Raw genomic sequence first — 20,368 nt, 5'->3', positions numbered from 1 at the left:
TTCTATGCATGAATAGATCACCTCTCCCACCTAAAATGTCGGTTTTTTAATTGATGTATATATAGATAGCAAAATCGTTATGAATTTATATTTATAGTTCCTTTTTTACTTAAGAGCTCCACTTTATTTAATGCATCACCAATCGTGCCTTCTTTTGATTTTTCCGTATTCGTTTTTTTCTTCAATCCGTTTAAATTCACTGTTATATCAGATGAATTACTGTTAGCCGTAAGCATTAATGAAGTCGGAGCTTCTTTATAAGACACTCCAATATCTCCTGATTTTGTTTCTACTAGTAATGATTTTCCTTCTTTTATATCTTTGATTGATACTTCACCATCTGTTGAGGTAACTTTCATCTTAGGAGTAGTTACATTTGTAATATAGTTATCACCAGTAGTAGAAGATACGGATAGTTCTTTTAATGAACTATCTTTTACACTTAGTTCCCCAGCTTGTGATGTAAATGTGCCTTTTTCTGCTGATAGTCCTTCAATCTTTTCAGAACCAGATACATTTGAAAGTACAATATTTTTAGTCGTTACATCGTTCATTTTTATATCACCGGAGCGATTATGCAATGTAATCGTATCTACTTCATTCTTTGGAATAGAAATATAGATTGTACCTTTCTTTCCAAAGCTGAATCCTTCAATAAATCCGCCTTTTTGATCTTGCTGATTTACTATAATTTTCTTCCCACCATTTTTAACGGTTACAGGGTCGTTCTTCTTGTCTTTTTGTTTTCCTTCAGCTGCGATTGTTATTTTTTTTGATTCCGCCTTTTTGAACTCAACATTCCAATTTTCATTATTTACTTCTATTTCTTCCACACTATCTACTGCAAAAGAAGTTTCTTTTTCAAAACTCTTTCCCCTTACTTCCTTGAGACCAAAAACTACTCCAACAACTACAATTATAAAAATAGAGGCTAATATCATTTTCTTCATTTTTTATTCCCCAGTTCATTTTAAGTCCACATATCATTCATAATCGTATCTTTCTTTACGCCACATCTACTTTGTCAACTTTATAATAAGAAAGGTAGCCAATTGCAAGACCTAATAGACAGAACGCAATCGGTATTATAATGAAGTCAAACAAACTAATCTGTCCTCCCCCATTAGGAACAGTTGAATTAATCAATAGCCCAATTACTATAGATGAGGTAATCATTGTAGGAGTCGATTTTTTTCTCATGCCAAAATATAAAGGAATGAGGCTTACTCCAGCCATCATAAATGCGCTCATAAAAGTAGCTGGAACTGTAGCAATGATTTGCTCCATACTAACAGGTGTTTCAAAGAAACCTATCATTGGATTTAAGAAGAAAATTAACACATTGATGATAAAAGTAGCAATAATTATGCTGAAAAAACAAAATCCAAAGACAATTGCTAACTTCGCTTGCATGAGTTTTTTTCGTTGTAACGGATAGGTAAACAATAATTGCATCGTTTTACTCTTGTATTCATCAATTACTAAACGTGATAAAATAACAGCTGAAAAAATCATAAATGTTGTTCTAATAAAAATATTTGTTAAAGACATAAATCCCGCATAATCTGAAAACATTTGCTCACTCTCAGCTTTAGAACCCCATGCCATAAGAGCAACAGCAACGAAAATTGCTACAATACTAATGGCTACTCCTTTAAAATAACGAGATAAGCAATGTTTTTTCCATTCTAGTTTCATAAGTTTGAGCATGTTGTTCTCCTCCATTCATTAGATTTTAAAAATATGTTTCTAATGAGTTATACTTTTTCGTTTCTATCTTCTATATAAATCCATTTTAATTTTTCAACATATAAGTCGCTGCTATGCAGAATAAAACATGATCTGCACTCGCATTCTCCCTTTGTTTTAACCCTTGCATGTGGCAGGAAAAGGCCCTGACTGCTTCTATGCATGGCCAGATGCTCTCGTCCAGCTAAAAAGAAAGAGGTTTTTAGATTGGTTTTTCAACTTGTATTTATATATTTCCTATTCTTTAAACTCGCCTTATTTAAACAAATCCACCTGTTCAATCTTTCTTATTGCCATATAAGCGATTAACAAACCAACACAAGCTAATATAATAGGAATAGCAACAAAATCAAATAATGTACCTCCAGCCCCCCTACCTGAATTTAACAATGCTACAATTACTATCGCTGACACAATCGTTGTGCGCACAGAATATTTTTTCATTCCAAAGTATATTGGGGTTAAACTAATTCCCGTTGCTGCTAATGCATTCATGAATAGTTTTAATACATTTTGGATTAAAATTGATACGGTTAATGTCCCTGTAATGACTGGATGATACAAATTGAATATATAAACAACGCCAAAAACGATAAGATCTGAAATCATAATAAAGCAAAGAGTAAAACAAATGATAATAAACATTTTTGCAAACATCATCTTTTTACGATTGATTGGATACATAAACATCACTGTCATCGTCTTTTCTTGAAACTCTTGAATAATAAATCTCGCAATTAGACTTGCTCCGAAAATCATAAACACTCCTCGTGAAAAAGTGTCAATGATTGCAAACGTTTGATTATATCCATTTACTCCTGCTTCATCCCATAATATCAACGGAATACATATAGAAAGAATACATATTGCAATGAGTGCCCCTCTAATAACCGGCCACACCTTAAATTTCATGAGTTCAAGTCTCATTAAATTAAGCATGGATTCCCTCTCCATTCACTAGATTTAAGAAATACTCTTCTAATGAACTATGCTTTTTGTTTATACTTTCAATTTCCACATCATTCATAATCAATGCTTTGGAAATTTCTTGCTGCGTCGCTGTCATTTCATACACGCGAATCATACTTTCACTCATTATTTTGTAATTTGTTATGCTAAGTTTATTTTCTAAAATATAAGCTGCACGTTTCACATCTTGAACTTGAATTTCAATATATTCCGTTTGCTTACCATTAATACTTTTCATAGAAACTTCTTTTATCAATTTTCCATTTTGAATGACCCCAATTGTATCTGCCATTTGCTCCATTTCCCCTAAAATATGACTAGAGACTAATAGAGTAATTCCATATTCTTTACAAAGCATTTTAAATAGGTCGCGTAGTTCTCTAATACCGATTGGATCTAAACCGTTGATTGGTTCATCTAAAATTAATAGCTCCGGTTTTGTCAAAATTGCTCTGGCAATTCCTAACCTTTGCTTCATCCCCAGTGAAAAGTCTTTTACTTTTTTATTCTCCACGTTGTGTAAATTGACAAGATCTAATGCATGCTCAATCCCCTTCTTGTCGTAGTAACCCATATATTCACAATGTAAATATAAATTTTCTTTAGCTGTTAATTTGTCATAAAAGATTGGATATTCAATAATTGTTCCCATTCGTTTTAACACGTCATAAGATGTATCTGTTAATTTCTCACCGAAAATTTCAATATCCCCACTCGTTGGTTTTATTAAATTTGTAATCATTTTCATAATTGTGGTTTTACCAGCACCATTCGGTCCTAAAAAGCCGTAGATTTCTCCCTTTTTCACATGCATATTAACCCCAGAGATCACTTCTTTCCCCTCAAACACTTTGGTTAACTGATTTGTTTTTAATACATAGGACATATCATTTTCCCCTTTCGCTTCCACTTCATACTTCTATCATAGACAATGAAAGTCTCTTTTTTCTTACCCATTCCTTACAAATTCCTTACGTTCAAAAAAAGCTTGTAGAATACTTTTTTCTACAAGCTAAAACTCCATTTTTTTCAGCATAATTGTAAATACCGTCTTCTCATATGGCGTACTGGAAAGATGAATTTCTCCGCCCAAAGCTTCTACCAATCGTTTTGTAATCGTAAGCCCAAGGCCGCTTCCTTGATACAATCGGTTCCTCGAATCCTCTAGCGTATACATACGTTTAAATACTTTATCAATATGAGATTCATCAATTCCTTTCCCGCGGTCCCATACCTCAACATACACACACCTATCATCTTCTCTTAATGTAATGCCAAGCGTTTTTCCGTCATATCCATACGCAATCGCATTGGATATTAAATTATTTAACACCCTACCTAATACTTCTGCATTTCCAAATGCATATACATTTTTCTCAGGTATATCAATATGCACCTCAAACCCTTTCGTCGTTACTAAATCATAAAAGGATAAAATTTTCTCTCGACACACTTCATTCATATTCACCTTTGTCATTTCGATTGCTTTATCTCCAGATTCTAATTTCGCTAAATCAAAAAATTTATGAATGAGTTCCATTACTTCGAGTGTTTTCAAATGTACCTTTTCTAGCAATGCTTGTTGGTCCTCTTTATTCATCGTTTTATCTGTATTTAACATTTCTGTATATCCAAGAATAACAGTAAGCGGTGTTTTTAAGTCATGTGAGATGTTAGAAAGCATCTTTCGCATTGAAATTTCAACCTTCGCATGATCAGCATTCGTTTTTTGTTTCGCATCTAATAAATGATTAATCGCTACTAATAATTTCTGCAGTTCTTTATCATCTGTCACAACTAATAATTTCTCACCTGTTTGCTGTTTTACAATATCCTGTAACTTTTCATATGTATAGCGTACATTGGCACTCCTGCTTTTCTGTGTTCGATATTGAAAATAAATAATACCTAATAATATGAAGATAACGATCGTTAAAAGAGAGATCATACTACATCACTTCCAACTTATAGCCAATGCCCCATAATGTTTTAATATACTCTGGATTAGAAGGATCATCTTCAATCTTTTCACGCAACCGTCTCATGTGAACATTAATCACGTTATCATCTCCATAATATTCTTCATTCCAAATCAGGTTATAGATTTGAGCTTTTGTAAATACACGATTTTGATTCTTCACAAATAGTTTTAAAATCTCAAATTCTTTCAAAGTTAGTTTTAGCTGTTTTTCTTTTTTTTGCACAGTGAAATTGATCAGATCAATTTTCAAATCACCAATTTTAATCGTTTCTTCTTTCTGCTCCGTGGCTGAATACTTTGTAGATCTTCGAATACTTGCCTTTACCCGAGCTGCCAGTTCAATCATAGAGAATGGTTTACAGATGTAGTCATCTGCGCCGAGGCCTAAACCAATCGCCTTATCAACATCCGTATCTTTTGCGGACATCATTAAAATCGGCACAGCACTTTTTTCACGAATGATTCTCACAACTTCTAAACCATCTAATTTCGGCATCATGATATCAAGAATGATCAAATCAAATGAGCCTTTTAAAAATTTCGTAACTCCCTCTTCTCCATCAGATGCGATTGTTATTTGAAAACCCTCTTTTGTTAAATATGTCTCGACCATTTCTTGAATCGAAATGTCGTCTTCTACTAATAAAATATGGTGTGACATGCTTCTATCCCCTTTTTTTACAAACATTAACAATTTAATTGTAACTGAAGTCTATAAATGTGAAAAGAATTATATGAAAATTCAATCTGACTTCATTTCTTTTCACAACAATGTTATGATGGAATTCACGACTATTGTTTATAATTAACCTAATATAAAGGAGTTTTACCATGTCAGAAAATAAAAAAGTAAGCTTAGCTGATTTAATGCGCGAACAACTTGCGAAGAAAAAGCAAGGAAATGGAAACGGATCAAATGCTGCAAATCAAAGTCAAGCAACGAAGAAATTACAAAGCCAACAAACGAAAAAAACAAACAACCAACGCAGACGTACAGGTGTGTAAATGAACGGACAAAAACGTACTAACATTTCACCAGGTCTTGAAGTTGATATTGTGTTAAAGAAAGATCAACGTACTGGTACACTCACTCGAGGAATTGTAAAAGATATTTTGACAAACTCACCGTCTCATCCGCACGGCATTAAAGTACGATTGCAAGATGGACAGGTTGGCAGAGTGCAGCATATTGTGCAATAAAAAAAGGAGCTCAATTTCACATGAGCTCCTTTTTTTATACTTTTTTTGTCCGTAAGTCGATATATTGGAAAAAACACTGATATATTGTGCTTAACCTTTGATTTTTTCAATGAAAACAACTTTTAAATAATTACCTTCTCTGAATTGATCAATTGTACGGAAATCTTCTGGCAGTGAATGTTCTTCTAATATTTTGTATTTGCCATTCATTTCTTTAAATGCTGTGTCGATAAAGCCTTTAAATTTTTTCATATCGAATGTACTACAGTTTGTGGAAGCGACGATGATACCATTGTTTTCTGTAATTGCGATTGTTTCTTTTAATAAGTTTTTGTAGTCTTTCGCCGCACTAAATGTATATTTTTTAGAACGTGCAAAGCTTGGTGGATCTAGTATAACCATGTCAAATTTCATTTGTTTCTTTGCTGCATATTTAAAGTAATGGAATACATCTTCCACAATAATATCTTGTGCTTCATAATCAATTCCGTTTACACTAAATTGCTCAATTGTTTTGCTTAAGCTACGGTTAGCAAGGTCAACACTTGTTGTTTTTGTCGCTCCGCCAAGTGCTGCGAATACTGAGAAAGCACCTGTATAAGAGAACATATTTAACACTGTTTTTCCTTTTGCATATGTGTCACGAATTTGTTTTCGAACATTGCGCTGATCTAAAAATACACCAACCATCGCCCCATCGTTTAAATAAACCGCAAAGTTTACACCGTTCTCTTTCACGATGATTGGGAACTCACCGCGTTCTCCTGTAACAAAGTCATCGTCTTCCATATACTTTCCTTTTGTATCAAAACGTTTCTTCTGATAGATTCCTTTGAAGTTTGCTACTTTTTGAAGAGCTCCAATGATTTCATTTTTAAAGGCATAAATCCCTTCGCTATACCAGCTTATTACATAATACCCATCATAATAATCAATGATTAAACCACCAAGTCCATCGCCTTCACCGTTTACGACGCGGAATGCAGTCGTATCATTCGATTTATAAAAACCTTTTCGTTTATGTAGCGCCGATTTGATTTTTCTCTCAAAGAAAGATTGGTCAATGTGTTCCTGCTCTTTTCTCGTTAAAATCCAGCCATATCCTTTATTTTGCTTTCCGTAATAGCCTTTCCCAAGAAATTGGTTCTTCTCATCAAGCAGGTTAATAATTGTCCCTTCTTCACGCACATCATGTAAATTTTGAATCGCATCTTTTAAAATAAGCGGATAGCCACTTTTAATTTCTTTTATAAATTTTGGTTTTATCTTTACAGTTACTTCTGATCGCATGTAATGTCTTCCTTTCCATCTGAATGCTTTCTATCTATATAAATCCATTTAAATTTTTCAACATATAAGTTGCTGCTATGCAGAATAAAACATAACCTGCACTTACATTCTCTCTTTATTTTCACCCTTGCATGTGGCAGAAAAGGCCCTGACCGCTTCTATGCATGGCCAATGCTCTCGTCCACCTAAAAAAAGGAGTTTTTATGTCAGTTTTTCAACTTGTATTTATATAATAGGAAGCATTTAAAAACGAGGCTTAAAAGTAGCCCCGTTTCACTATACCATATTATTGCTTTGCTAGTACAACCAGCTCATCATGGATGAATAATTGGCATTTCATTCATAAGGAAGGTATACTCCTCCCCAAACGTTATTGAACGACAGTATGATATGATGTAAGTGAATAGGTATTGTGCGTTTACATACAGATTACGTGCAAAAATTCCTAAAGTGCTAGCCTTCTTTCAATCAACAATCCATTTCTCTACAACAACTTCTTCCCTTATAGTTGTTCCAGTAGTTCTTGTAATTCTTGCTCTGTAACATTTCGCCACTTTCCGGCCTCTAATCCATCAAGTTTCATATTCATAATTCTTACGCGTTTTAATTTCGTTACTGTGTATCCAAAAGTCCGGCTCATTCGGCGAATTTGCCTATTCATTCCTTGCGTTAAAATAATTCGAAATGTAGAATTATCTACTCGCGTCACTTTACATGGCTTCGTCATTCCGTCTTTAATTTTCACGCCACGGGACATTCCGTCAATAAACCAATCTGTAAATGGCTTATCGACTGTTACAATATATTCTTTTTCGTGCTCATGATCCCCGTGCAAAATTTGATTAGCAACCCTTCCATCATTCGTTAATAAAATCAATCCTTCTGATGCTTTATCTAAACGACCAACTGGAAAAATCCTCTCCGGATGATTGATATAATCGATGATGTTTCCTTCAATATGTTCCGCTGCAGTACAAGTAATACCAACTGGCTTGTGAAAGGCAATATAGATTTTTTCTTTGTTCGCTTTTTCAATTTTTTTACCATCAATTGTTACAATATCTTCAGGTGTAACAATCGCACCATGCATACAAACTTCGCCGCTAATTGCCACGCGGCCCGCTTTAATGAGGCGGTCTGTTTCTCGCCTTGAGCAAGACAACGCTTCGCTTATAAATTGGTTAATTTTCATGTCGTATTCCTTTTTCCTATAGATTATCCGAAAAGAAAAAGCGTCAATCTCAGGCGGTATAATCATGCTGAGATTGACGCTCCTTTACTTCGCAAAAACCACTAAATAAATAACCCCAATCACCAAAAATATGCCGCAACAAGCTAACAATACTTTTGCAAGTTTTTCCATAAACATACTGGTTTACCCCTTTTGTTTGGTTGTTTGCTATTTTAATTCGACAACTGTTACGCCGAGGCCTCCCTCGCCCATATCACCATAACGGAAGTTTTTCACGCCGCGATGTTTTTTCAAGTAATCTTGTACACCTTGGCGAAGTGCTCCTGTTCCTTTTCCGTGGATGATAGATACACGCGGATAGTTGGCAAGCTGTGCATCGTCTAAATATTTTTCTACACGCATCATCGCATTTTCAAAGCGTTCACCGCGAAGATCAAGTTCTAAGGAAACATGGTAGTCTCTTCCTTTAACAGTTGCAACTGCTTTTTTCTCTACTGGCTGCGGTGTATTAATGTATTCCATATCAGATTCTTTCACTTTCATCTTCAGAATACCAATTTGAACATTCCACTCATTATCACTTACTTTTTTGAGAAGCTGCCCTTTTTGACCGAACGTTAATACTTTTACTTCATCGCCTGGCCGTAGCTGTTGTTTTGGCGCTGTGTTTTTCACTTTTACTTTTTGTTTTTTCACAAGCTCTGGCGTTGCCCCTTCTAAACGGCTTTTCGCTTCAATGAGCTCATGATCTTTCACGTTTGCAAGCTGTGCTTTACGCAATTGACGAAGTTCGCGAATGATACCTTCTGCTTCTTTTTTTGCAGCTTCGACTTTTTCTTCGCCTTCTTTTTGCGCTTTTAATAATCTTTCATCGCGCTCATCGTTAAATTCAATAATTTGACGTTGTAATTCACGATGTAGTTTTTCAGATTGCTTACGATGTTCTTCTGCTTCGTTCCATTCGCGCTCTGCATTTTTTTGACTTTCTTCTAGCTTTGCAATCATATTTTCGATTTTATTTGTATCCGTACTAATATGATTACGAGCACGATCTATTACACGTTCAGATAAACCAAGGCGTTTTGAAATTTCAAAAGCGTTACTGCGTCCTGGTACACCGATTAATAATTTATACGTTGGGCTTAATGTGTTCACATCAAACTCAACACTTGCATTAATAACTTGTTCACGATTGTAACCATATGCTTTTAGCTCTGGATAGTGAGTTGTTGCGACAACACGCGCACCGCGGTTATACACTTCATCTAAGATTGAAATCGCAAGCGCAGCACCTTCTTGCGGGTCTGTTCCTGCACCTAATTCATCAAATAGCACTAAGCTTTCAAAATCAGCTTTTTCTAAAATATCGACAATGTTCACCATATGAGAAGAGAATGTACTTAAACTTTGTTCAATCGATTGTTCATCACCGATATCAGCAAAAATATTTTTAAATACACAAATCTCTGATTCATCTTGTACAGGGATATGAAGACCAGATTGCGCCATTAATACACAGATGCCGACTGTTTTTAATGTAACTGTTTTACCACCTGTATTCGGTCCTGTAATAACGATTGTTGTGAAGTCTTTCCCTAACATAATATCGTTTGGCACAATAACTTTTGGATCGATAAGTGGGTGACGCGCTTGTCGTAAATCCATATAGCGCTCATTATTTACAATCGGTTTCGTCGCTTTAATTCTCTTCGCATAAAATGCTTTCGCAAAAATGAAATCAAGATTCGCAATCACTTCAACATTTGCTAATACGGTATCTGCTTCTAATGCTACTTCTTCCGTTAACATCATTAAGATGCGTTCTACTTCTTGTTTTTCTTTCACACGTGCTTCTTGCAAGGCGTTATTTAGTTCTACAATGACTTGCGGCTCGATAAATAACGTTTGTCCAGATGCGGATTGGTCATGAACAATACCACCGTATACACCGCGGTATTCCTGCTTTACAGGAATTACATAGCGATCATTACGGATTGTTACAATTGCATCTGATAGCATCTTCTGAGCACTTGAAGAGCGTGTCATATTTTCAAGTTTCTCACGAATACGGCTTTCTGCAGTGCGGATTTGATTACGAATACCACGCAGTTTATCGCTTGCGCTATCGACTACTTCGCCGCCATCACCGATGCAGTTCGTAATTTTCTTTTCTAAATCATATAAAGACACAATTTGTGCGACATGCGTTTCTAAAATAGGTAGCTCTACGCCATTATCAACCATATCTTCAATAAATCGTTTCATTTGGCGGCTACCATACATTGTACTTGCAACATCAAGAAGCTCATGTGGGCTTAGCATACTACCGATTTTCGCACGTTTTACATTTGGGCGAATATCAAAAATCCCGCCAAGTGGTGCTTGTCCTTTTAGGCGAATCACTTTCGCTGCTTCATCCGTTGTTTCTTGCATTTCTACAATTTCTTCAAAATTTGTACTTGGCACAAGACCCTTCACCTTATCACGACCAAGTGAAGAAGCAGTATGTTCAAGTAATTGTTCTTTTACTTTATTATATTCTAATACACGCAACGTTCGTTCTAACATAGTTGCACGTCCCCCTTGTATTACTTATTCCGTTTTATATAGTCTAATAAACGTTCAATATCCCATGTGTTAATCACAGTATCTTTTTGAATCCAGCCTTTACGTGCTACCGCTACACCTGTTTCCATATCTTCTAACATTTCCAGTGTATGAGCATCCGTATTTATTGCTACTTTTACGCCAGCATCTTGCGCTTGTTTTAGTAACTTTGCACTTAAATCTAAACGGTTTGGATTCGCATTTAACTCTAAAACTGTATCTGTTTCTTTCGCGAGTTCAATCAGTAAATCTGTATCTACATCATACCCTTCGCGGCGTCCAAGTAGACGGCCTGTTGGATGAGCAATCATTGTAACATGCTGATTTTCAATTGCTGTACGAAGGCGTTTCATAATCGTTTCACGGTCTTGTGAAAAGCTAGAGTGGATTGCACCAATTACATAATCAAGCTCTGCTAATACTTCATCATCAAAATCTAGCGTTGCATCTGGCAAAATGTCCATTTCAATCCCGCGCAAAATTGTAATATCCGAATATTTTTCATTAATGCGCTCAATCTCTTTTCCTTGTTCACGAAGACGCTCTTTCGTTAAACCGTTTGCTACTTTCAAATATTGTGAGTGATCGGTAATTGCCATAAATTTATACCCACGCTCGCGGCATGCTTGTACCATTTCTTCAATCGAAAAAGCACCGTCGCTCCATGTTGTATGCATATGTAAATCACCTTGTATATCAGAGAACTGAATTAAATTTGGATATTCTTTAATTAACTCAATCTCTTTTCCGTCTTCACGTACTTCTGGTGGGATAAATGGCAAACCAAAATGAGCAAAGAATGCTTCTTCTGTTTCAAACGTCTTCACTTTACCTGTTTCTAAGTTTTCCACACCATACTCACTAATTTTTTCACCTTTATCTTTTGCAATTTGGCGCATTCTTACGTTATGATCTTTTGAACCTGTGAAATGATGAAGCGTTGTAATAAATTCCTCAGGTTTTACAAGACGGAAGTCGATCGAAATATCGTATTCATATTGCAGACGAACCGATACCTTTGTATCACCACTTGCAATGACTTCAATCATATTATCAAACTGCAGTAAATGTTCACGTACCGCTGCTGGCTCTGTCGTTGCAATGATGAAATCTAAATCTTTCACTGTTTCGCGAACACGGCGTAAACTACCCGCACGAGAGAATCGAACAATTCCCTGGATATTCGACAATTTCTCTTCTATTTCCCCGGCAATAGGTAAGACCATTGCAATCGGTAAACGCTCTGGACGAGAGCCAACTTGAGCGATTGCTTCTAATATTTTCTCTTCCGTTTTTTTACCGAACCCTGCAAGTGCCTGTACTTTATTTTCTTCACAAACCTTTTGTAATGATTCCATATCAATCACGCCAAGCTCTTTGTACAGCTTTGCTACTTTTTTGCCGCCAAGCCCTGGTAATTTTAATAACGGTAATAGACTGCTTGGCACTTCTTTTTCAAGTTCTTGCAATACCTCTGATGTCGCCGATTCAATATATTCTTGAATAACTGCTGCTGTTCCTTTTCCGATGCCTGGAATCTTTGTGAAATCTTCAATTTCAGAAAGACTACGATCATCGCTTTCTAGTGCTGCTGCCGCTTTACGAAATGCGGATATTTTAAATGGATTTTCGCCCTTAAGCTCCATAAAAAGGCCGATTGTCTCCAGTAATTTAATCACTTGTTTTTTATTTACTTTCATTCTTGCCCCCGCCTTTCTTTCATAGAAAAAAAACTTCTCTTTCCGAAAAAAGAGAAGTTACACTCTGCTACCTGTCTGCCATAGTTCCTTCACCTTTTCAGAAAGAATCGGTGTATCGTCTACAATTATTTTACTAATTGATGATTTTTGTAATGGTGTTTGTACTTGTTCAATTGGGAGAATTGTTCCAATAATAATTAAGACAAACAAAATAATATACACCTCTAAAAAGCCAAGGATTGCCCCAGCAAGCGCATTTACTTGCTTTAAAACCGGAATTTCTGCAAACATATTCAGCAAATTACCAAGCAATGAAAGTGCGATTTTTGTAATAATAAATAATATAATAAACGCAATTGCTCGATAGAAAACAGCCTCAATGTTATTCGCATCAATCCATTCTGGAACAGATACATTCTTACTGAATGGATACGGAATAATTTTCGCAAGCGCTGGCGCTAAATCTTTACAGTACCAGTACGCAACAAGGTATGCGATAATAAAACTTGCTAGCTTTACAAGTTGCAAAATAAAACCTCTTCTTAAACCGAGGAAAAATCCCATAACAAGCAGTAAAATGATAATAATATCAATCATGTTATTCCATTCCTTTGTGTGTCATACTTTCTTTCAATTTTTCATGTGCTTCTTTTAATTTTATGTAATCGTGTATGACGTTTACCGCCGTCAATACCGCTAGTCTACTCGTATCAAGCGAAGGATTCCTGGCATTGAGTTCGCGCATTTTATCATCCACAATCGCTGCTACCATGCGGATATGGCTTGTACTTTCATCGCCAACAACTGAATATTGTTGACCATAGATTTCTACATTAATTCGACTTTTATTTCCCTTTTGTTGTGACAACTCATCGGCCTCCAATCACGTACAGAATCCTAAAGTTTATCATACCATGAACCATCATAATATGGAAACAGAAAGAACAATCCGATATGATAAAAATAACTATATAAAAAAGGAGCGACCATCTTGTCAAATTCTATCGTAATACAAACAAGTTCTAAAACAATTGAAGACATGCAGCAGCAGTATAAACAAGCAATTGCCCCAAAAGTTCCGCAGGGTGGTGTCTTTATGGCAAAAGTCCCATCTTGTACCATTACTGCTTATAAATCCGGCAAAGTAATGTTTCAAGGAGGACGTGCTATAGAAGAAGCTGCACGCTGGCAAAATGTTTCTCAAGCACCGAAATCTTCTGTTAAAAAAACAGCGGATTCACATCGTTATGCCCCGCCCTCTTCTATTGGAACAATGTCTATCATTGGCTCTGATGAAGTAGGTACTGGAGATTACTTTGGACCGATGACAGTTGTTGCTGTATATGTCGATGCAAAACAAATTCCACTCTTAAAAGAACTTGGTGTAAAAGACTCTAAAAACTTAAATGATGCTCAAATTGCTGAAATTGCAAAACAACTCCTTGCCGTTGTTCCTTACAGCTCGCTCGTTTTACATAATGAAAAATATAACGAACTGTTCGAAAAAGGAAACAATCAAGGTAAACTAAAGGCACTCTTACACAATAAGGCTATTACAAACTTACTAGCAAAGATCGCGCCGACAAAACCAGAAGGCATCTTAATCGACCAATTCACGCAGCCAGATACATACTACAAATACTTGGCAAAACAAAAAGAAGTGCAGCGCGAAAACGTCTATTTCGCTACAAAAGGTGAAAGCGTCCATTTAGCAGTTGCAGCAGCCTCTATTCTAGCTCGGTACTCATTTGTAAAGCAGTTTGATGAGCTAAGCAAAAAAGCTGGTATGTCACTTCCAAAAGGTGCAGGCAAACAAGTTGATATTGCCGCAGCAAAATTGATTCAAAAGCTGGGAAAAGAACGTCTTCCTGAATTTGTGAAACTTCACTTTGCAAATACAGAAAAGGCATTTCGCTTATTGAAAAAATAGTTATTTTCAGTATGGACAGGATATAAATGAACTAAACAAGGCGAAAAGAATTGTGTTCTTTTCGCCTTGTTTTTCGTTCTATATAAATACAAATTGAAGACCTACATAAAACCTTTCTTTTTAGATGGGAAAGAGCATCCAGCCATGCATAGAAACGGTCAGACCCTCTTCCTGCCCCATGCCAAGTTAAAACCAAAGAGAGAGAACGAGTGCAGGTCACTTTTTGTTCTTCATAGCCATGACTTATATGCTGGAAAATCAAAGTGGATATATTATTTATATGCATTATCAACTACATAATAAATCCCATTTATAGTATCTTTAGTGTATACCAATTATATACTGAAGCTAGCATATCTCATCTGAAATAAAAGGAGGCGCACCAAATGACTCACACCAAAATCAAAAAATCACTATACATACTCGTCCATTTAATTGGTCCTCTTACTTACTTTATTGTCTCTATTATTTGGGGAGTCCTCACTTCTAAACCTCTCATGGAAAACGTCACAGATAACCTTTGTATTATGGCAATCTATTATGTGTTCGTTAGCTTACTGTGGTTTGTCTATTTCGATCGCTTAGACAAAGACATAGATAAAGTTGTACAGGAAATTCAAGATAAAAACATATAAAGAAGAGTAATCGATATGACTACTCTTCTTTATATGTTTAGCTTTGGTTTTGTTTCTTATTTGAGGAAGGTACCTTATAAGAACCCGTTTCGTGTGTAGTCGTTCCTTGTCCTTCAACTTGTGAAGAACCAAGGCTTGCTCTAGAAGGATCTTTTTTGACTTTTTTGCCCATTTTGTTCACCCCCAACGTTACTTTTTACTTCAGGGTGAGAAACTATACAGGAGAAAAAATAACAAAAAAGCGAGAAGATCTCCTTCTCGCTTTTTTACCATCTTAAAACTCCGCAGAACCTGGAGTTCTTGGGAATGGAATTACGTCACGGATGTTTGCCATACCAGTGATATACATTAGGAAACGTTCGAAACCTAGACCGAATCCAGCGTGTTTTGTACCGCCGTATTTTCTAAGCTCTAAGTACCACCAGTAGTCTTCTTCATTCATGCCTAATTCTTTAATTCTGTCTACTAAAACGTCCATTCTTTCTTCACGTTGGCTACCACCGATTAATTCGCCGATGCCAGGAACTAGAAGGTCAGTAGCAGCTACTGTTTTACCGTCATCATTTAAGCGCATGTAGAATGCTTTAATATCTTTTGGATAGTCAGTTACGAATACAGGGCGTTTGAAGATTTCTTCTGATAAGTATCTTTCGTGCTCTGTTTGTAAGTCAATACCCCATTCTACTGGGTATTTGAAGTCTGCTCCTGATTCTTGAAGCACTTTAATTGCTTCTGTATATGTGATGCGACCAAAGTCAGAGTTGATTACGTTATTCATGCGCTCAAGAACTGTTTTATCAACGAAGCTGTTGAAGAATTCCATTTCTTCTGGTGCATGCTCTAGTACGTATTTCATTGCATATTTCAGCATATCTTCTGTAAGGTTCATTACATCGCCTAATTCAGCAAATGCAATCTCAGGCTCAACCATCCAGAACTCAGCTGCGTGACGAGTTGTGTTTGAGTTTTCTGCACGGAATGTAGGTCCGAATGTGTACACATCACGGAACGCTAATGCATAAGCTTCAGCATTCAGCTGTCCACTTACTGTTAAGTTTGTTTCTTTACCGAAGAAGTCTTTCGATTCGTCAACTTGTCCGTCTTCACCTTTTGGTACGTTGTTTAAATCTTGCGTTGTTACGCGGAACATTTCGCCAGCACCTTCTGTATCACTACCAGTAATAATTGGTGTGTGAACATGTACGAAGCCGCGCTCTTGGAAGAACTGGTGAATTGCAAATGCTGCGATAGAACGTACGCGGAACGTTGCTGAGAATGCATTTGTTCTTGGACGTAGGTGAGCAATTGTACGTAAATATTCAAACGTGTGACGCTTCTTTTGAAGTGGGTAATCAGAATCTGATAAGCCCTCGATATCAATTTTGTCTGCTTTAATTTCAAATGGTTGCTTCGCTCCAGGTGTTGCAATTACTTTACCTTCTACTTTAACTGAAGAGCTAAGTGGAAGCTTTGCAATTTCTTTGAAGTTCTCTAATTCTGTATCGAAAACGATTTGAACGCTTTTGAAGAAGCTACCATCGTTTAATTCGATGAAACCAAATGCTTTTGAATCACGTAAGTTACGAATCCAACCTGATACTTGTACTGTTTGATCTGCGTATTTATCTGTATCTCTATACAGACTTTTTACTAATGTGTTTTCCATAATGAAATTCTCCTTTGCTGATATATTTGAATACAAAAAAACCTTTCATCCATAAAGGGACGAAAGGTTAAACTTCGCGGTACCACCCAATTTGTCATAAAGACCAACTTTAACTCGTATGTAATCCATACTTCCCGGTTTGTAACAGGCCGGATTCCCGTCTAAGTCTACTCTTGAATACAGGTTTCAATTTCGGTTAGCAACTCCAAGGTGTTCTTCACATATACCGCCTCATCAGGCTCTCACCGTCCCTGACTCGCTTTGGATTATAGTATATACTACTTTTCCTTATCATCGTCTTTCATTTTGTTAAACTAAAATTAATGTACTACATTCCTTTGAAAGATGCAAGTTGTCTTTAAAAGACTTACACTTTCACATGAAATGCCGTCCCCGTATGCGCTTCAACCATACGAACATGTCCGTCTGTTTTTGGGAACGACGGCGCGTAGCAAAGCTCGTAAGGTAATAGATTCTGCGCCTTCGTCCACACAAGTTCCATCTCTAAATCACGAGCGTAAATAAATTTTGCTTCTTTTTCAAAGATTGTTGGTTCATCACTTAGCTCATCTAGCTCTTTATCAAAACCATTAACTGCTTGAAACTCTAAAATCTTCCCAGATTGTTGACCGACTTGAATCACTATACTGTATGTATCTACTCTTTTACCACGATGCAGAGGATGGAACCAAAATCCGTACTGCGACTCACAATTTTCATCTTCCCATACACAATGGTGCGATGGATGGCTTCTCTCTATCAGGAATTGTTCGTCAGCTTTAGGATAACATGCAAATAAAAATTGAAGTGCACACTCTCTTGCTTCCTTTTCTGTTATGGCTTCTTTCTTCCCACCTTTCCGTTCATTATTGATTACACTTATACACTGAAATGTTTCTTGATGAAAACGTACTTGAATGGTATGAAACGGCGCTCCTTCTTCCAATTCGATATCATTAGCGTAATCTTGCTTCGTCCAAAGTTCCGTTACTTTATCCTCTGCATGATTCGTATCAATTTTTACATATGTATCATCTAACCCAATTAATTTTAAAATCTCTCCATTTTGTACAGTGCGTTTCTCTATGTTATGAAACTGCTGAACGAATCCATTATAATTCTCATATGTATGTAGTTCTCCGCTTACACCTATATCCATAACGTAATCTTTTGGTGCATAAACGAGATGGTATGCATCATCTCCATTTGCAAACACTTCCATATCGGCCTTCGCAAATAGCAATTCAAATCGAAGCGCTTCCATGTATTTTTCTTTCGCTTCTTCTTTTGTAATAAGCTCTTTCGGATACCGAACTTCACACGCTTCTCCTTCAAAAAGGAAATATTGAAAACGCCCATCCTTTGCAATCTCAAGCATGACACCAGAATCTGGAAAAGATAAGTGGTAGCGTTCATCTCGCAGTTCATAGGAAAGTTGGAATATGTTATCCATTTCAACCATTTTTATAAAATAAATAGATTTAACGATATTAGGAGCAAATACTTGTAAAAAAGATTGTGCAATCTCATAAGCTTCATCATGCGATAATTGTACGCATCGGACTTTCTCTAAATCTCGGCACGCCTGAAAATGCTTTAATCCACCTTTTCCATCAATTTCATAACATGCTACTAATTCTCCTGTTCGCTGCTCAAACACATTAAACTCATTCGCACTCTCTTCTGAGGTGACCGCAAATAATTGTATGTTCTCATTCATTTTTAAAAATAATTTTATTTGTTCAAGTATATTCGTCATTTGAAATCCACACACCCTTTCTCCTATAACTTCATTATAAATAAAAGAAAACCTTTCATCCACGATAGAATGAAAGGTTTTCACTTTATTTCTTTTTTAGTTTTATCTCTCCGAAATTTCTAGTTTTTAGAGTTACATTTTCCATTTTATCGTAAGAAGTGACTGGGAAATTCGCATAAATAACCATTTTTCCCTCTTTAACATCTGTACTATATCCATCTGAAGACGTATACTCATTTCCTTTATTACCAACCACTTTCATGTCAATAAACTCATTTTCATCTTCTATAATTTCGTCTATAGAAAATGCGATATTTAATGATGTTGGATTTGCTTTTGCTGAAACAAGTTCTAAATGAGGCGAAGTTTTTACTGCTTCATACTCAAACTTTACCTTCTTTTCTTCTTTCGTCTTGTCGCTAATCGGCAAATTCCATGTTCCATCAATTTCTTTCCGTTCATCATTCTCATAAAAAACCTTAACACTCTCTATTTCTAACACAGCATCTGTCAGTTTAGGAATAGCGCCTTGGTTCGATTCAAATACTACATCATATTGCACTTTTCCGTTCTTTCCATCTATAGATGGATTTTTATCTTCCACTTTAGACATATACATGTTTTTGCTTTTCAAAGGCTTTGTATCTGGAATAGACTCCATAATATATTCGCCATCACCATTTTTTAATCGATAATCAAAAGACACTTCTTTTACTTTCTTCTTGAATATACTTGTATCCTCAAATACCAATTGAAAACTAAATCCTAATTTATTCGTATCAGCAAAATAATGATCAAGTGCCACTGTAATCCCTTTGTCAGTAGCGGTACTGTTGCTTTTTTGTGTAAATCCCTCATCGACTGCCCGCTCGATTCCTTTGTCATTAAAATTAAATAATTTGTTTATATTAGCTCGCACATGTTTATTTGTAAAGACACCACCAGCTATCACAAAACAACAAGCCGCTACCGCCAATTTTCTCCATATCACATTTCTTTTCTTTTTCTTTTTCTTTGTTTTCATACGTATCACATCATAGGAATGATCTAAAGACTTTCTAACAATACTAGGCATTTCTTTTTCCTCATGTAGCAACTGCTGAAATTCTTTTTCGAAGTTACTTTTACTTTTCATTTACACGCACTCCTTCACCACTGTAATAATGATTACGCAATATCGACTTGGCTCTGGAAAGTCTTGATTTAATCGTGCCTTCTGGTTCCTTTAAAAACACGCTCATTTCTTTTATACTAAGTCCAACAATGTAATATAAAACAATCGCCATTTTATAATCTTTGTTTAAGCTATTTAACGCATCTTCTAGTTCTATTTTCAGAAATTCATTTTTGTCTTGTTTTTGCTCAAGGTTTCCCTCTACTAACATGATTTTTTGTCTTTTGTTTAATATGCCGTTACATGTATTGATTAATATTTTACAAATCCATGTATTAAAGTACTCCTCATTTTTAAGTGTATGTATTTTCTCATAAGCCACCATAATGGCTTCTTGCATCGCATCTGCGACATCCTCATCTTTTTGTAACAATCTACTTGCGACTTTGTACAACACATCTTCATACCGCTGTACAAGAGAAACAAAAGCTTCCCCATCTCCCTTTTTTGCCTTTTTCACCAAGGCTTCTAGCTTCCCCATATCAGAGCCCCCTTGCTCACTCATTTCAATATACG

21 protein-coding genes and 1 other annotated feature are annotated in these 20,368 nt (G+C 36.0%); of the genes, 4 read left to right on the top strand and 17 right to left on the bottom strand.

Annotation, left to right across the window (positions count from 1 at the left end):
• Positions 1 to 77: 77 nt before the first annotated feature.
• The 6 genes from V7183_RS16355 to V7183_RS16330 all read right to left on the bottom strand — a co-directional run bounded on the left by V7183_RS16355 (position 78) and on the right by V7183_RS16330 (position 5,360).
• A complete protein-coding gene (locus V7183_RS16355; protein WP_335360187.1) occupies positions 78 to 950 on the bottom strand; it encodes a DUF4097 family beta strand repeat-containing protein in 873 nt (290 codons plus the stop codon).
• A gap of 55 nt (positions 951 to 1,005) precedes the next feature.
• Positions 1,006 to 1,710, bottom strand: a complete 705-nt coding sequence (locus V7183_RS16350) for an ABC transporter permease (RefSeq protein ID WP_335360186.1) — start codon at positions 1,708 to 1,710, stop codon at positions 1,006 to 1,008.
• Positions 1,711 to 2,004: 294 nt separating this feature from the next.
• On the bottom strand, positions 2,005 to 2,688 hold the full coding sequence (locus V7183_RS16345) for an ABC transporter permease (RefSeq protein WP_335360185.1): 684 nt from the start codon (positions 2,686 to 2,688) through the stop codon (positions 2,005 to 2,007).
• Positions 2,681 to 3,604 (bottom strand): ABC transporter ATP-binding protein, encoded by a 924-nt coding sequence (locus V7183_RS16340; RefSeq protein ID WP_097898343.1) that lies wholly within the window; start codon positions 3,602 to 3,604, stop codon positions 2,681 to 2,683. The genes V7183_RS16345 and V7183_RS16340 overlap by 8 nt, the downstream gene beginning before the upstream one ends.
• A gap of 126 nt (positions 3,605 to 3,730) precedes the next feature.
• The gene (locus V7183_RS16335) at positions 3,731 to 4,666 is read right to left on the bottom strand and encodes a sensor histidine kinase (protein WP_335360184.1); all 936 of its coding nucleotides are present in this window, start codon (positions 4,664 to 4,666) and stop codon (positions 3,731 to 3,733) included.
• A 1-nt stretch (position 4,667) separates the two neighbouring features.
• Positions 4,668 to 5,360 carry a response regulator transcription factor gene (locus V7183_RS16330; protein WP_335360183.1) on the bottom strand — a complete coding sequence of 231 codons (693 nt, stop codon included), beginning with the start codon at positions 5,358 to 5,360 and terminating at the stop codon, positions 4,668 to 4,670.
• 170 nt (positions 5,361 to 5,530) lie between these two features.
• Between V7183_RS16330 and V7183_RS16325 the strand changes: the two genes are divergently transcribed.
• Both V7183_RS16325 and V7183_RS16320 read left to right on the top strand, forming a co-directional pair.
• On the top strand, positions 5,531 to 5,704 hold the full coding sequence (locus V7183_RS16325) for a hypothetical protein (protein WP_097898346.1): 174 nt from the start codon (positions 5,531 to 5,533) through the stop codon (positions 5,702 to 5,704).
• Positions 5,705 to 5,899 (top strand): YwbE family protein, encoded by a 195-nt coding sequence (locus V7183_RS16320; RefSeq protein WP_335360182.1) that lies wholly within the window; start codon positions 5,705 to 5,707, stop codon positions 5,897 to 5,899. It begins immediately after the preceding gene.
• A 90-nt stretch (positions 5,900 to 5,989) separates the two neighbouring features.
• Here V7183_RS16320 and V7183_RS16315 read toward each other — a convergent pair whose 3' ends face one another.
• The 6 genes from V7183_RS16315 to zapA form a co-directional block, all read right to left on the bottom strand.
• Entirely contained in the window at positions 5,990 to 7,189 is a 1,200-nt protein-coding gene (locus V7183_RS16315; protein ID WP_335360181.1) for a class I SAM-dependent rRNA methyltransferase, read from the bottom strand.
• A 502-nt stretch (positions 7,190 to 7,691) separates the two neighbouring features.
• Entirely contained in the window at positions 7,692 to 8,381 is a 690-nt protein-coding gene (locus V7183_RS16310) for a 23S rRNA pseudouridine(2604) synthase RluF (RefSeq protein WP_335360180.1), read from the bottom strand.
• A 207-nt stretch (positions 8,382 to 8,588) separates the two neighbouring features.
• On the bottom strand, positions 8,589 to 10,949 hold the full coding sequence (locus V7183_RS16305) for an endonuclease MutS2 (RefSeq protein WP_335360179.1): 2,361 nt from the start codon (positions 10,947 to 10,949) through the stop codon (positions 8,589 to 8,591).
• A gap of 20 nt (positions 10,950 to 10,969) precedes the next feature.
• Entirely contained in the window at positions 10,970 to 12,688 is a 1,719-nt protein-coding gene (polX, locus tag V7183_RS16300) for a DNA polymerase/3'-5' exonuclease PolX (RefSeq protein ID WP_335360178.1), read from the bottom strand.
• A 57-nt stretch (positions 12,689 to 12,745) separates the two neighbouring features.
• Entirely contained in the window at positions 12,746 to 13,285 is a 540-nt protein-coding gene (locus V7183_RS16295) for a CvpA family protein (protein ID WP_335360177.1), read from the bottom strand.
• Between the two features lies 1 nt (position 13,286).
• Complete coding sequence (gene zapA / locus V7183_RS16290; RefSeq protein WP_141523127.1) at positions 13,287 to 13,556, bottom strand: cell division protein ZapA; 270 nt, start codon at positions 13,554 to 13,556, stop codon at positions 13,287 to 13,289.
• A gap of 123 nt (positions 13,557 to 13,679) precedes the next feature.
• Between zapA and rnhC the strand changes: the two genes are divergently transcribed.
• Entirely contained in the window at positions 13,680 to 14,618 is a 939-nt protein-coding gene (gene rnhC, locus V7183_RS16285; protein ID WP_097898353.1) for a ribonuclease HIII, read from the top strand.
• Positions 14,619 to 15,004: 386 nt separating this feature from the next.
• On the top strand, positions 15,005 to 15,253 hold the full coding sequence (locus V7183_RS16280) for a hypothetical protein (RefSeq protein WP_097898355.1): 249 nt from the start codon (positions 15,005 to 15,007) through the stop codon (positions 15,251 to 15,253).
• A gap of 37 nt (positions 15,254 to 15,290) precedes the next feature.
• Here V7183_RS16280 and V7183_RS16275 read toward each other — a convergent pair whose 3' ends face one another.
• The 5 genes from V7183_RS16275 to V7183_RS16255 form a co-directional block, all read right to left on the bottom strand.
• Positions 15,291 to 15,425: a YuzL family protein gene (locus tag V7183_RS16275; RefSeq protein ID WP_097898356.1), complete on the bottom strand. Its 135-nt coding sequence runs from the start codon at positions 15,423 to 15,425 to the stop codon at positions 15,291 to 15,293.
• 102 nt (positions 15,426 to 15,527) lie between these two features.
• Positions 15,528 to 16,919 carry an asparagine--tRNA ligase gene (gene asnS, locus V7183_RS16270; RefSeq protein WP_097898357.1) on the bottom strand — a complete coding sequence of 464 codons (1,392 nt, stop codon included), beginning with the start codon at positions 16,917 to 16,919 and terminating at the stop codon, positions 15,528 to 15,530.
• A 52-nt stretch (positions 16,920 to 16,971) separates the two neighbouring features.
• Positions 16,972 to 17,223, bottom strand: a binding site (T-box leader).
• A gap of 63 nt (positions 17,224 to 17,286) precedes the next feature.
• Complete coding sequence (locus V7183_RS16265) at positions 17,287 to 18,678, bottom strand: YcdB/YcdC domain-containing protein (protein ID WP_335360176.1); 1,392 nt, start codon at positions 18,676 to 18,678, stop codon at positions 17,287 to 17,289.
• A gap of 85 nt (positions 18,679 to 18,763) precedes the next feature.
• Positions 18,764 to 19,813: a DUF4179 domain-containing protein gene (locus V7183_RS16260; RefSeq protein WP_335360175.1), complete on the bottom strand. Its 1,050-nt coding sequence runs from the start codon at positions 19,811 to 19,813 to the stop codon at positions 18,764 to 18,766.
• A complete protein-coding gene (locus V7183_RS16255; RefSeq protein WP_097898359.1) occupies positions 19,803 to 20,333 on the bottom strand; it encodes a sigma-70 family RNA polymerase sigma factor in 531 nt (176 codons plus the stop codon). Before V7183_RS16255 ends, V7183_RS16260 begins: the two co-directional genes overlap by 11 nt.
• Positions 20,334 to 20,368: the final 35 nt, after the last annotated feature.

It is taken from the genome of Bacillus sp. JJ1127 (genome assembly GCF_036965845.1).
Lineage (GTDB): Bacteria > Bacillota > Bacilli > Bacillales > Bacillaceae_G > Bacillus_A.
The sequence above is the reverse complement of the archived record's forward strand: the minus strand, read 5'-3'. Positions and strand labels throughout refer to the sequence as shown.

What these genes read in the sequence shown, in the direction of transcription:
- V7183_RS16305 (WP_335360179.1), bottom strand. Translation starts at nt 10,949, where the DNA reads ATGTTAGAACGAACGTTGCGTGTATTAGAATATAATAAAGTAAAAGAA.
- V7183_RS16330 (WP_335360183.1), bottom strand. Translation starts at nt 5,360, where the DNA reads ATGTCACACCATATTTTATTAGTAGAAGACGACATTTCGATTCAAGAA.
- V7183_RS16265 (WP_335360176.1), bottom strand. Translation starts at nt 18,678, where the DNA reads ATGACGAATATACTTGAACAAATAAAATTATTTTTAAAAATGAATGAG.
- polX (WP_335360178.1), bottom strand. Translation starts at nt 12,688, where the DNA reads ATGAAAGTAAATAAAAAACAAGTGATTAAATTACTGGAGACAATCGGC.
- V7183_RS16355 (WP_335360187.1), bottom strand. Translation starts at nt 950, where the DNA reads ATGAAGAAAATGATATTAGCCTCTATTTTTATAATTGTAGTTGTTGGA.
- V7183_RS16335 (WP_335360184.1), bottom strand. Translation starts at nt 4,666, where the DNA reads ATGATCTCTCTTTTAACGATCGTTATCTTCATATTATTAGGTATTATT.
- V7183_RS16325 (WP_097898346.1), top strand. Translation starts at nt 5,531, where the DNA reads ATGTCAGAAAATAAAAAAGTAAGCTTAGCTGATTTAATGCGCGAACAA.
- V7183_RS16340 (WP_097898343.1), bottom strand. Translation starts at nt 3,604, where the DNA reads ATGTCCTATGTATTAAAAACAAATCAGTTAACCAAAGTGTTTGAGGGG.
- V7183_RS16350 (WP_335360186.1), bottom strand. Translation starts at nt 1,710, where the DNA reads ATGCTCAAACTTATGAAACTAGAATGGAAAAAACATTGCTTATCTCGT.
- V7183_RS16255 (WP_097898359.1), bottom strand. Translation starts at nt 20,333, where the DNA reads ATGGGGAAGCTAGAAGCCTTGGTGAAAAAGGCAAAAAAGGGAGATGGG.
- asnS (WP_097898357.1), bottom strand. Translation starts at nt 16,919, where the DNA reads ATGGAAAACACATTAGTAAAAAGTCTGTATAGAGATACAGATAAATAC.
- V7183_RS16320 (WP_335360182.1), top strand. Translation starts at nt 5,705, where the DNA reads ATGAACGGACAAAAACGTACTAACATTTCACCAGGTCTTGAAGTTGAT.
- V7183_RS16310 (WP_335360180.1), bottom strand. Translation starts at nt 8,381, where the DNA reads ATGAAAATTAACCAATTTATAAGCGAAGCGTTGTCTTGCTCAAGGCGA.
- V7183_RS16315 (WP_335360181.1), bottom strand. Translation starts at nt 7,189, where the DNA reads ATGCGATCAGAAGTAACTGTAAAGATAAAACCAAAATTTATAAAAGAA.
- V7183_RS16275 (WP_097898356.1), bottom strand. Translation starts at nt 15,425, where the DNA reads ATGGGCAAAAAAGTCAAAAAAGATCCTTCTAGAGCAAGCCTTGGTTCT.
- V7183_RS16345 (WP_335360185.1), bottom strand. Translation starts at nt 2,688, where the DNA reads ATGCTTAATTTAATGAGACTTGAACTCATGAAATTTAAGGTGTGGCCG.
- V7183_RS16260 (WP_335360175.1), bottom strand. Translation starts at nt 19,813, where the DNA reads ATGAAAAGTAAAAGTAACTTCGAAAAAGAATTTCAGCAGTTGCTACAT.
- V7183_RS16280 (WP_097898355.1), top strand. Translation starts at nt 15,005, where the DNA reads ATGACTCACACCAAAATCAAAAAATCACTATACATACTCGTCCATTTA.
- V7183_RS16295 (WP_335360177.1), bottom strand. Translation starts at nt 13,285, where the DNA reads ATGATTGATATTATTATCATTTTACTGCTTGTTATGGGATTTTTCCTC.